Genomic DNA, 14,565 nt, shown 5'->3' on the forward strand with positions numbered 1-14,565 from the left:
ATGTTCAAAAAGCGCACTAAACTCTCAGAGTTGATTAGAAATGCTTTTAAAGTCGAAGCTCTTGAGCCTAGAATTTTACTCTCAGGTGACCCCGTATTTGGGGCCATGCAGGTGGCTACCACTCGTTTAGTTGAGCCTAATGCGCCACTTGATGCTTTTTCTGAACAATACACATTATCTAGTTTCAAAAAGTTTAATGATGTTGCGCAACAAACTTCTGGCTATGAAAGACCAGAAGCTGACACCGATTTTGTAGTCGATGATGCGGCGTTTGATATGGCGAATATTACGAATGATCTGTATGTAGCTGGTGGTGATTTTATTATCGGTGCAGCAGATACCCTTGGCGGAAGTGGCTCTGTAAACCTTGATGTAACTAATATTGGTAAATTAAGCCCAGGTTATTCCCCTGGTGTGCAGAATTTTGACAATTTGACCAATACAGATTCTTCTGAAATTATAATTGAACTCGGTGGTTTGGCGGCAGGCAGCCAATATGATCAAATTAATATCGCTAATAATTTAGTGTTCGATGGTACGCTTAGCATTGAATTATTAAATGGCTTTATTCCTGAAGTCGGGGATGAGTTTAGTATTATGACTTATGGTTCTTCTGCTGGTAGCTTTGATAGCATTGCGGGTTTAGCGATAAGTGGTACAGATTTGTATCTCGATGTTGAAAAAAGTGAAACGGAACTGAAATTGATTACTAAATCAATCGACAGTGGTTCTACTTTTTTAAGTGAGATTTTAGGTAGCGAGCAGCAAAATACCTATGGGGAATTGCTCAATATTGATTATTTTAATAGCACTTCCTCTTACGACTTCCTCGGTAATCTTGCCTTCTCAGGCTTTGAAATAAACGGCAACATCTCAGTCAGCTACGACGTAAATTATTCTCTGCTAGACCCTCAAGGTATACCTACAGATTTATCCCTTTGGAGCTTAAATGTAACAGATGCTAGCGCTACATTTGAGATTGATGACGTCTTTACTCTTGAGTTATCAGATTTCAATCTTGGCTTAAGTTATTTAACGACTAATGATCTCGGTGATGATCGTAGTTGGTTTTTTGCCAAAGGTCAGGCAGCATCGGCTAGCAGTGGTTTACTAGATAGTGTTAGTTTTCAGGCTACAGATTTAGAGTTTGATTTTTCTCAGGCAATCCATGACACCAGTGCAGATGTACTGAATTTAAGCCTCAACCCAATTACAGTGGGTGATTTCACTCTTAACAACGCAGACAGCGAAAGTAGCTTAGGACTGTCAGGTCGAGCGTCATTAGACATAGCTGGCCAAACTCTACTAAGTGACATTAACTTGACACTTAATCCATCAGTTATGGACGAAGTTAGAGTTGATATTGAAAATGGTGAATTGGATATAACAGCGGGAACCGGCAGCACCGGTTTAGCCCTGAGTGTTGAAGATATTCATGGCGCATTGTTAATTGACCGCAGAGGTATCGCTGGCGTATTGCAAGCAAGTGAATTATCCCTTGAACAGTTAGATGGCTCAGCATTACCCGGTTTAGATATTAATGAAATTCGTTCGGTTAGTGTTGGTTTTAATACAACCGGAGAGGCAGTAACAGAGACACTTGGTAATACATACTTTGATTACTCAGACAGCAAGTTTCATGATTTCTTCGCGGTAAACGCGAATTTAGATTTAGGGCTATCGGTTGGCGAAGTTGCCTATAATTTATCGGGTCAATTTGGTTTTACTAAAACAGCAATGGAGATCGTTACTGGCGCGCCAGCCCAAGATGTTATTTTAATGTCTGTGTTAAATGGTGAAACGTCGTTAACCGTTGGTAGTGCGCCTGGCGGCGCAATGGTAAAACTGTCTGGTTTACAGGGTGCCGGTTTAATCACTAATATTGATAACCAATTTGGTGCTGTGGGCATGATGACAGTTGGTGCTGTTGCCTTAACCGAAGCCGATGGTGTAACGCCTTTAGTTGCTGATTTAAGCATGTTGCCTTTGAACTTACCGTTCAATTTTAACCTGTTTGATTTAGATCCTAATTTAGATTTGTCACTAAATCTTCCTGAAATTGATCTGAACTTAGCCGCTTTCCCTTATATTGATTTGAGCTTACCTGGACTTCCTAGTTTAAATTTACCTGATTTAGATTTAGCAGGATTGTTACCAAATCTAGATTTATCTAATTTATCACTTCCTGAACTGGGATTTGTATTGCCATCATTAGGTTTGCCTAATATCGATATTAGCTTTCCTGATGTCGACTTGGGATGGCCATATTTAGATTTGGCTGATTTAACGCTCGCTTATCCAGAATTGAATTTAGATTTCGCTAACCTGTCTTTTCCGCAACTGATGTTTGCGTTGCCGCGTTTACAGTTACCTGCTCTCAAGTTTGACTTTGATATTGACGGCTTAGATGCAGACTGGGCCGACATGAGCTGGCCTGACTTAACCGCTCATTTGGCAACTTTAGACTTGCCATGGCCAGATGTTGCTTGGTCTGATTTCGATTTTGATGCTATTAGTGCTGCTTTACCTGATTTTGATTTACCCGATTTGGATTTTTCATGGGGTGATATGAAGCTGCCAGATCTGCTATTAGCAATCAAGATGCTTGAATTACCAGGCATGTCGATTACATTTGCAGACGTGTCTTTATCATGGCCAAGCTTTAACACAGCGTTTCCTGATTGGCCAGATGCTGGCTTACCTGATATAGATTTTGGGCAGTTTATTTTTGCATTAGATGGGCTGAATTTACCAGGTCTTAACGTTAGTTTCCCCGATTTAACACTACCGTGGCCGAGTTTGTCGTTACCAAACTTTAGCGCAGCATTTCCAGAACTAACTGTCGATTGGCCAAATTTAACTTTGCCAGAACTAATGTTTGCACTGCCGAGCCTTGATTTGACCGGCTTGAACTTCAACTTTGATTTGCCAGGCCTAGATGCAGATTGGCCTAATATGAACTGGCCTGATTTACAGGCTCATTTAGCAACGTTAGACTTAGACTGGCCAGATGTAACTTTATCTGGCTTGGCAATTGAATTTCCACAATTAAACTTAGATTGGCCAAACATTGAGTTAGCTGACTTAATCTTTGCATTGCCAAAGCTAGACTTAACTGGATTTAGTCTTGATTTTGATTTACCTGCGCTGGGGTTAAACTGGCCAGATGTTACCCTACCAAACTTAGGTACAGCTTTTCCAGATCTCGATATTGATTGGGAAAACTTGAGCTTAGCTGATTTCATTTTTGCGTTACCTCAGTTGAATATTCCTAATTTAGAACTAAGTTTCTTTGATATCAACTTACCTGATTTTTCATTCCCAGATGTTTCAGTTGAGGGAGTTGCACTTGACTTTGATCTATCTCAGTTAGGCTTTTCAGTCTATGGTGAGGTAGATTTCCAATTAGCCGATGTTTTTGAGTTTAGCGGGAATTTAGGTTTCTCTAAACTTAATGATGAAATCATAATTCTTGGAGACCAAGTCTTAGCATTGTTTGGCATTGGTGATTTCCAAGCGGGTGTGACAGATGGCGACTTAGCATTATTGATCAAGTCAGACTCTACTATTGCACTTGATGTTGCTGGTGATTTGGTCTTAGAAGGTGCTGGCTTTATTACCGATACGGTTTGGGCCGATACTGTTCGTTTACAATACAACACCAGTTTGATTGATTACAGTGGTGACAATAACCGCACCTTAACTGTTGGCGATATTAGCCAGACTTTAACCATGGCCGCCGGTGCCGTGGGATCGCCAATGATGGCGTTAAATGTATATGGTTTTAGCGCGAAAATTGAAGGTGCTGTTGGCCTAGCAGGTGACTTTAGCTTTACTAGACTGACTCAGCCTAGTGGCACGAGAGTCATGATGATGACTGGTCAAAATGTCATGGCTTATCTAGGCACTGATGATTTAAGTGCCCGGATAACCGACGCTGATTTAGCGATGGCTATTTTTGAAATTGATGCAACGACCACAACGTATGCATTGTATGCATTAGGTGATGCAGCATTAGAAGGCGTTACGGACGTTACATTAAGCGGTACCTTCCAGTTATTGTATAACCGAACGGGTATGCAGGTCATCGATTTTGGTGGTGACTTTGGTACTATCGATTATGGCACTACTGTTGATTTTACCGCGGTTCGAGCCGCTAATTTAGATGTCAACGTTGCTGGTTTCTTTGTGGTTAATGGCGCATTCGCTATCGAAAAAACCACGACAACCGTTACATTATCAGACAGTAGTGAAGTCGAAGTCGACTTATTGACATTGGGTACATCTCAAGTCAACGCTTTTGCTGGGGTAAACGCTGGTAGTGATGATGCACTTGGTTTTGATTTAACCGGTGCAGATATGGCACTTGCGTTAATGACTGATAGCAGTAACTCTCTTCGTCAATGGATGACGTTACAATCAAATGTTGCTTCTGCTGCGTTTATAGGTGTCGATGGCTTAACCGTATCAGCTCAAGAGCTTAATGTGGCGATTAATCGCAACTTGAGTACATCTGGCGAGTCAGTACCGCAAGTTGATTTGATACTTGATACCGTTTTAGCATTAAAAACAGATTTAACATCTGGCGAACTCGTATTTGATTATATGGGACAGCAAGCTGTTGTTGCTGTGGCACTGTCTCGCAGTAATGCCAATGTGCGTAATGAAATAAAAAGCAAACTAGAAACCTTATTGACCGACTCCGGTGTAGCTAATGCTGAAGGTAATGTTGCGATTAGCGGCTCGTTAGCGACAGGCTTTACCTTTACATTTAACGGCGAATTGTCAGGGCAAGACTTCTCTGGTATTAGTGTCAGTGCCCGTACGCCAGATGTAACAACGCAATTAACCGAAGTAACAAAAGGACAAGCTGCTTACGACAATGTCAGCTTGGATATTGTCGAGCAAAATGCTCAATACCATTTAAATATGGACGTCAGCGATGGTGTGTTAACTATCCGTTCTGGTCAGCAAAGTTCAGAAATTAGCATTACGTCAGCGATGACGGACACTCAAATGAAGTCGGCTATTGTCTCGGCTTATGAAGGGTTTTCAGCGGTTGGTTTAGGAAATGTAAGTGTTAGTGGCAGCCGTGCGTTGGGCTTTGATATCGAATTTATTGGCTCGCTTGCGGGTAAAGCAGTAAATGATTTATCCGTGTCGTTAACATTGCCAAGTCCTACTGTAAGCTCTGTAACGCTTAACGATGGTGAAATAAAAGTTACTGGTTATGATAGCACCGGTGTTAATACGAGTGAAAAGCAACGAATTGACTTTTCTAATGCGACTAAATCATTTACAAACTACAGTTTAAAAATTGGTGAGATAACCACTGCAAAAATTGATTTTTCGGCTAATAGCCCAACCCAAAATGTCACCACATTACAAAAAGCGTTAAATAAAGCATTAGGAAAAAACAAAGTTAAAGTTAGCTTTGATCAGTCATCGACATCGGCGAGTCCAAGTTACTTTGTTCGCTTTATCGGACAGATGGCATACCAAGATGTGCCTAAAATTGAAGTGGCTTCAGCAAACAGCGTGACTGTGGTTATTTTTACAGTTCAAGAAGGTTCTAGTGCGAGCAAAACAGAAATTGTTGAATCAGTTTCTGAAGTGCAAGAGTTGCAATTAGATACTAATGCTAACGCTGACTTGACGTTATCATTTGATATTGATGGTAAGTCATACACAACGCAAACTCTTCAATTTGGCGCAACTGCGGCTCAAATTGAATCAGCCTTATTGACTGCGGTTACAACAGATTTTAGCACAGCAACATTTAATGTAACGGTCTCAAATGGCAAATGGAATATCGGTTTCATTGGTCAATTAAGTGGTAAAAACATCACTCAATTGAACAGTGATATTTCAGCGATTACAGGTCAAGTTGCACTTGAACGTGTGCAAGAAGGTTTGACCCGTGATGTTGCAACGACTGTCACATCTCCAGCCATTAGTGAAACCCAGCAATTATCTGTGCAAACACAAGCGACTGGAACTTACACTTTAAGTCTTGATTATTTAGGCCAAATCTATACTACAGCAGCGATTGATTTTTCTGCGGGCTCAAGTGATATTAAAGCAGCGCTACTGACGTCGTTAACGTCAATTGAAAATGCCGATGTTCAAGTTATCGGCAAAGCTGATGGCATTTTCAATATTACTTTCAAAGGCAGCTTGTCTGGTCATGACTTGTCGATGTTATCTGTTACTGCCACTGTACCAGAGGCCAATACAGAACTAAGAATTGAACAAGTGGGTGAGGTCGTTGAACAGGCCGATTTAGTGGGTGATGTTAATCCTAATTTAGTGGTTGATTTTGCCGTAACAGAATTAAATGTCGCGACTGGAATTGAAAGTGAATTTACCTTAAACCTAGATGGCTCTGAAGGTGAGTTAACTCGAATTAGCGCACAAATGACACTAGATGTCTTTGGTTTTTTACAGGTTGATGGTGCGTTTTACCTTGATAAGTCAATCGGTGAAGTGACCGACAGCGCCGGCACCGATATTTCAGTCGACCAGCTTATTATTGCTGGTGGTGGGGTTAATGCTTTTGCTGGTGTCAAAGGCGGAACCGAAGATCAGGTTGGCTTGCAATTAGAACAAACTGACTTTGTTTTGGGTCTGTTCTCTGAACGTACCGATAATGAGTTAGTTGATAAGCGGAATTGGACTGCACTACAGGCCAATGCCGGTTCACTGAGTTTAGATGGTATTGATGGCTTTACATTAGCAGGCAGTGACATGCAGGTTATGGTAAACCAAGCCAGTGATTTAGATGGTAGCGTACTTGATTTCTCTGATGCTAATGCACTAACCGCTGAAATTGTTTCAGGTGTTGAATTTGAATTAAATATCGATGGCCAACTCGGTGAAATTATTTATGCCGCAGGGGACGTTGAACTTGACGTTGCTGAGTTTGTTGGCTTATCAGGTACCTTTGCCTTTAGCAAAGCCTCTCAGGGTGAAACAGAACAATTACAGATTTTAGGCGATGATATTGATGCCTACTTAGAAGTAGACTCAGCTTATGTTCGCCTCGATGACGCTGATTTTGGTTTGCTGGTTGATACTGACAATCAAGTCGCGTTTGAATTGAAAAATGGTAGTTTTGCCGCTGGCATCGAAGGTTTATCAGGTGTCAGCGCCGCTGAAGTTGTGGTGCAGTATACCAATGCAACAACGATAATTGCTCAAGACACTAGTTTTAGCATTTTTGATTTAGAATATACATTTGAAACGGAAATTGAAGCCAATACTGTTGGTTTCGGGGTTAAAGGCTTTAGCGCTAATATTTCTGATTTTGTTAGCTTAGAAGGTGATTTAGGCTTTAAGAAAGTAGGTACTGCTATTGTTGCCGTCGGCAATAATGTCGATGCTAAATTGCAAGCTAATGCAGACAACTATGTGTATCTAAATGATGCTTCATTTGGTTTGATTACTGGTGCTGGTGATACGGTATTTGAGCTAAGTGAAGGCTCTTTTGCGGCAAGTATCGCTGGAATGGAAGCAATTTCAGCACAAGAAGTCATGGTGCAATACACTAATGCAACAGGCCTAGTCGCTGCCAATACCACTATTGGTGTTGGCTCAATACAATACACATTTAATCAGGCGATAGCTGTTAATACCGTTGCCTTTGCTGTTAAAGGATTTAGTAGCAGCGTTGCTGACTTTGTTAGTTTAGAAGGTGATTTTGGCTTTAAGAAAGTTGGCACTGAAATTGTTGCCGTGGGCGACAATGTTGATGCTAAATTACAAGCTGGTGAAGATAATTATGTACGTATAAAAGATGCATCTTTTGGTCTAATTACAGATGCGGGAAGTACTGTATTTGAATTGAGTCAAGGTTCATTTACTGCAAGCATCGCTGGAATGGACGAGATTTCAGCGCAAGAAGTTATAGTACAATACAGCAACGCAACAGGCTCTGTTGCGACTAATACCACAATTGATGTTGGCTCAGTACAATATACCTTTGGCCAAGCGATAGCTGTAAATACAGTTGCTTTTGCCGTGAAAGGCTTCCATGCCAATGTCTCAAACTTTGTCAGCTTAGACGGTGATATCGGCTTTAAAAAATCAGGCCAAGATATTGTTGCTATCGGTAATGATGTATCAGCGATCCTCGATGCAGGGTCATTGGCTCAAGTAAGCTTAATGAATGCAAGCTTCGGTTTATTCATGAGCGGTAATGAAACCGCTTTCGAACTTTCTGAAGGTTCTTTTTCTGCCAGTGTTGCTTCGTTAGCAGCGATTAGTGCAAAAAGTGTTTTTGTACAATACAGCTCGGCGAATACAACCATTGCAGCTGGCCGAAAAATAGCAATCGGCAGCGTGGAATACACCTTCGAAGAGGCGATTGCTGCTAATACTGTGGCATTTGCAGTAGAAGGTTTTAATGCCAATGTGGCTGACTTTGTTACGTTAAGCGGTGACTTAGGCTTTAAGAAAGTCGACGACGCTATGATAGCTGTTGGCAATAATGTAAGCGCTTCGTTAAGTGCTGGAGACTCGAATGAGCTGGCTTTAAGTAATGCTAACTTTGGTCTGTTGATTGACGGTAATGAGATGGCGTTCGAGTTGACGCAAGGCGAATTATCAGCCGAGATTGATGGATTTGAGTTATTACCGTTTGATTCGGTAGCCGTGCAGTTTACCAATATTTCCACTAACATTGCTAAAGGTCGCACGTTAAGTGTTGGTGATGTTAATTATGAATTTAGTCAAGATATAGCAGCAGATACAGTTGCGTTTTCAGTGTATGGTTTTAACGTTAACTTAGCGAATAATGTCGTACTGCAAGGCGATTTTGGTTTTGCTAAAGTTGGTCAAGAGTTATATGCGGTAGGTAATGACGTTACCGCTGGCATTGATGTTGGCGCCGCTAATGTTCGCTTAGAAGACGCTGAAATTGCAGTTATCTGGGGCGACGGCGGCTATGCGCTTGAAACTAAAAATGGCAAATTTTCTGCTGAAATAGAACATTTAGCGGACGTTACTGCTGATTCTGCCATGTTGCAGTATAGCTATGGCGCGATTACAGTCGCTGCTGGACGAGAGTTAAACTTAGCTGGCGTTAGTTATACTTTTGAGCACGGCGTGTCAGGTACTGTCGGTGACGTTGATGTTAGCTTTGACGTGGAAAACCTTCAGGCTAATATTTTTGATGTGGTAGAAATTAGTGGTGATATTGAGTTCTTTACTGACGGTGGCGATTTAGTCGCTAGTGCGGTGGATTTCGATATGTCTTTCACGTTAGGAACTGATTTTACCGCGTCAATTACTGATGCTGATTTTGATTTACGTTATGGCGAACAGTTGAAGTTTGGCATCGAAGGTGATCTTACCTTATCCGCTTTCGATTTTATTGATTTAACTTATCATGTTGACCTATCTCAAGAATTTTTTAATGTCACTTTAGATGATGGCTCGCAGGCTACCGTTGCGCTGATGACGTTTGCCGAAGAAGGCTTAGACTTCTTTGCTGGTGCAAATGGTGTCGGTTTTGAAATAGAGGATGCTTCATTTGGCTTGGGTATTGCAATTGCAATGGCTGATCCTAGTCAATATTGGATTAGCGCAAAAGCCACCACATCGAGCGTAGAGTTTGTTGGCGTTGATATTTTGGAAGTATCTGCCAATGAAATGGAAGTCGTGATTAATACTGCTTCTGATAATGGCCGTTCAATAGATTACTCTGTTGCGCCTCTGACTCTGTCGAGCGGGCTTGGCGTGAAAGTCGGCGGTCTTGATGTAGGTTCTAGTTCTGACACTAATATCACTTTTGATATGCGCGGCGAAACGATTAAAGTAGCTGGCGAACTAAACGTTAATTTACTTGGTGTTATGGCTGTCGAAGGTGATTTCTCCTTCGAAAAATCAATCCAAGATATTACATTAGACACTGGCATAACGACTTCTGTTAATGCGATGACATTTACTGCTGAAGACGCCGTTGGCTTTGTCGGATTTGGTTACAAAACCGATGATGAATTTGGCTTTAAAGCACAAGGCATTGATTTTGGTCTAGGCATGTTTGTTGACCGTAATGATGCGTCTCGTCAGTGGACGATGATGCAGGGACATGTCGACACATTTGATTTTGTTGGCCTAGACGATGTTAAATTAAATGCAACTGATCTCGATCTTTCTTATTACAAGCTACCGGTTGATTTAGTTGGGATTGATCTTGATACGTCAGATATTGACTTTGGCTCATTAGATTTAGACTTTAACCCAGGTGACTTATCTCCGGGTAAAGGCAGTATATTTAACTTTACTGGTGAGTTTGATGTCGATGTGCATGGTTTGCTACAAGCAAAAGATGATTTTGAAATTGTCCTTGAATTTGACACCTTGGTATTGAGTGACGGCACGGTTGAAGATGTTACTTATTTCACTTTTGCTTATACAGATCTAGATATTTTTGCTGGTTCAGGTACCAGAGAAGATGGCGTTGGTGTAGCGATTGACGATATTGATTTCGCCATGGCACTTGTTTATAGCCCATTTAGTGGACAGGCATGGTTAACCGTTCAAGGCAGCACTGATTTTGCTGGAATGGTCGGCGTACCTTCAGTAAATCTTGAAGTGCAACAAGCTCAACTATTAATTAATACCGCTGATGCATTTGGTCGAGTCATTGATTACTCAGCCAAGAATTTAGTTGTGCCGATAGGAGTTGGCGGTAATGTTGGTGGCTTGGAAGGAAGTGCTGGCGGCAATAGTAACTCAATTACCATTGATATTGACGGTGATCTCGGCCAAATGTTACGCGTTGATCTTGCTGGCGCGTTGCTTTCGGTTGAGAACTTTGTGTACTTGTCAGGTGATATTTCCCTTCAGGTTGGTACTAAAGATGATTTAGTTATTGAAGGAACTGGCCCACAAGGACTGTTAAAAGAAACGAATAAATTTACCTACCTTACATTAATGGGCGCTAATTTAAATGCGTTCGTCGGCATGGGCACCCCGTATTTTGGCACTGGTGAAACAGATGCTGTTGGCGTATTTGCAAGTAATGTAAATTTTGGCTTAGCACTGTTCAGTAATCAAGATTACACCTTGGGCACTTTAAAATTAGATATCGAACAAGCTGGATTTATCGGAATGGAGGACGTTCTAGAAGCGACTCTATTAAATGTCACCGTGGCATCAAATTTTGGCGCTGCAACCAATGCTCCTTATGATCTTTCAACACCAAACGTCGATTACATCAAATCTTATGGCGAAGATGGTTTAGTCTTAACCACGTTAAGTGGAGACTCTATTGCACTGGAGTTTGATGACAAACTTGAGATTGCAGCCCGGATTGAAAATGCGCATTTAAATATGGCAGGCTGCTTAGAGCTTGATGGTTCATTAGCGATATCTAAAGGGACAACGTATGAGTTAGTCGCGGCAGATACTGGTTTATTGAGTGAATTTGGTTTACCTGAGACTATCATTCATGATGTCGAAGTCATGACCATCGGTGGCGCTAATCTAACTGGTTTCGCCGGTGTTGGTGGTTCTGATAATGGTATCGGCCTTAAATTAGGTAATACTAATTTTGGTCTCGCTGTTATGCAGCCAAATGGTATTGCCGGTCTTAAAATACCGAATGAAATAAAAGCCGCGATGCCAACCTATTTTGCAGCTAAAGCAACGGTTGATTCAGCTGAACTGATTGGTATGGATGCTATTTTAGAGGCGCGAGTTGAAGGCGTTGAAATTAATATCAATACCAGCTCAAGTCAGTTTATTACACCTGAAATGGCTTTATTCTTGCCAATGCCACATATCGATTTTAAAAATGTGCTTAATACTAATCCAATTACTGGTAATTGGGATGAGCAAGGTTTAAGAATTGATACTGGCGATGACGATAATCCAGTGTACTTGGATTTTGGTGATGAAATAATTCAAGCTAAAGTCGAGTATTTCCAGGGCGATCTAGCGGGTGTTATGCAAGTTGCCGGTTCTATGGCCTTTACTAAACGTGGTACTGAAACCGTTACGCTAACCAACGGCGACACACGTACAGTGACTTCATTATCTTTAGGCATGACCGACGTTTACGGTTTTGTTGGGGTAGGTGGTTATTGGCAAGAGAATCCGTCAACTGATCGGATTGACGGAAGTGTTACAAACAGCGACGCATTTGGATTCGCAGTCGAAGATCTTGATGTTGGCGCGGTATTTATGCTCGACATCAATCCTCTAGATCCTGCTGCTTATTTTGCAGCTGAAGTCGATTTAGCTAAAGCCGGATTAGTGGGTATCGACGGGGTAACCGCAGAGTTGAGCGAAGCGATGCTTGACCTTAACCAAACAATTAGTGGCGATGGTGCTGTGGTCGATTTTTCTAAATCGACTTATCAGTTAACCGAAGACGGTCCAATTAATACCGGTTATTTAATTGAGACGGGGGACGATGCCAAACCAATTATTCTTGACTTTAACGAACGTATTTTACGTGTGCAAGGCGAAGCAGAGTTCAATGCATTCGATTTACTGCAGCTTGATGGTGTATTTGAACTTAAGATCACCGATGAAGAATTTAACTTATTTATTGATGCATCAGCTAAGATTGGCCCTGATGGCTTTGGCTTAGATGTTGAAAAAGCACAGGTTCTTCTTGTTGCAAACAGTGACGGTGTAGCAACTCGTGCCTTACTAGAAAACGCCAGTATTGGATTTGGAGATGTGGCGCAATTAAATGTTGATCATATGGAACTGATCCTCAATGCAACTGGCGAAAATATCATTTATGAGGTGCCAGAAGAATTCCAAGCGCGAATCGGTTCTGAAACCATTACCATCTCAAATGTTCCGCCGGGTAAATCAGCTGCTCAAGATTTTTACTTATCACTCGAAGGCCAAGGCGATCTTAATTTATTAGGTGGTGCTTTAAAAATGGATGGCGGTTTCTCTATCCTATTAAGCACTGAACGTACCGAACTAAGCGTTAATATGACGCTAGATCACATATTGCTTGAGCCTGTATCTGTTGCTGGTACTTTAGGTTTTGCAACTGGCGCAAACGCTGGGTTATACGGCGGACTGCAAGTGGGCGCACCTGGCGGCTCGACCATTATTGACGGCGCCGGTATTTTTGAAATTAGCGCGTTTGCAATGTTGCAAATTAATACCACATCGACCGCACAATCAGTCAGAGCACTTAAGTTAGACTCTGATGGCAATGTGGTTCCTGGCGAATATGAAAATGTCGAAATAGAAGCGACAACGTTACGTATTTCAGGCGCTGGCGAAATCAATATCGCCGATGCAGTTATCTTAACAGGACGAGTTGACCTGTTGGTCGACTCTACTGGTATTGAAGCGGCTTTAGATATGACGCTTGACTTAGGTGCCTTTGGTGAACTTGAATTTGAAGGGGCAGCAGCGATTACCCAAGATCGCTTTGCTTTACGTGCAGCAACTAATGTTGAACTAGGTATTGCAGCAATCGGCATTAATGCTGCGGCGATACTAGAAATTAATACTGGCTCAGATGATTACACCACGCTTCACGGCGATGTCATCAAGGCAGATACAATCTTTAACCTTGAGCTTGATGGCGCGATTAAAATCTTAGCGTTTGATATCGACTTCAAGGGTGGCATGAGCATCGTTGATGATGTCTTTGAAATCCGTGTTGATCGCGCTGGTTTAGATTTCTTTGGTGTGTTAAATGTTGATGTTAGTGGTTATTTACGCTCTAACGGTGAATTCGAAATCAAGGGCTCAGTTGATTTAAATATTGATATGGGCGTGATCGAGCTTAAAGCCGGAATGTCGATGACATTTAGCGATAAGTTATTTGCAGCCAGCGTCTATGGCTCACTAGATGTTAGCCTTGATATGGGCTTGTTTGAAATTAATACTACGCTAGCTGGCTTTAGTGGCGAAATTGAATTAACGGCTGCCAGTGCATCTTTAGCTGCTAAGGTAACCGTCGCTGGCATTAGTATTTCTGCTGGTTATTCATGGAGCTGGGGACAACCTCCGGTAATTACCAACCAAATTAATGATGTGCTTTATTTGCATATGGGAGATGAAGCTGCCCGTTATGGTGATTCTGGTGGTAAATTATATGGCGATCTTTACCATGAGTCTTACCGCATCGAGTCGCTGTATGATGCGGATGAAAATTCGGGTCTTATCACTTACCGTTCAGGTGAAGTAAAAGTTAACGCCTTAGGCGTCGAGGTTATACATACCGGAGTACGTAAAATTGTCGCTGTCGGCGGCAAGGGCAATGACTCAATTTTTGTTGGTCAGGGCGTCGATGCGTTACTTGATTTTGATGGTGGCGAAGGTAACGATACCTTCATCATTTTAGGTGGCGCCTCAGGTTCTACCATAACTGGTGGTGCTGGTAACGATACTTTTGTTAGTGGTGACGTTAGTGGTCTGACTTACCTTGGCGGAGCAGGCAATGACGAATACCGTGGTGGTACTGGTTCATCAAGCATCAATATGGGCTCGGGTAAAAACACCATTATTGCCGGTTCAGGTAACGATACTATTCGGGTCGAAGGTTCTGTTAAAACTGAGCTAACACTGACAGGTGGT

Annotated in this window: 1 protein-coding gene (cut by a window edge); it reads left to right on the forward strand. The window is 41.9% G+C overall.

The features are described from left to right. The coding region annotated (locus tag HRU23_17585; GenBank protein NRA55953.1) for an LEPR-XLL domain-containing protein crosses the window boundary (this coding region is incomplete at its 3' end): on the forward strand, positions 1–14,565 show 14,565 of its 36,140 nt. 21,575 nt of the annotated region lie beyond the right edge of the window.

This window comes from Gammaproteobacteria bacterium, assembly GCA_013214945.1.
In the GTDB taxonomy this organism is placed as follows: domain Bacteria; phylum Pseudomonadota; class Gammaproteobacteria; order Enterobacterales; family Psychrobiaceae; genus Psychrobium.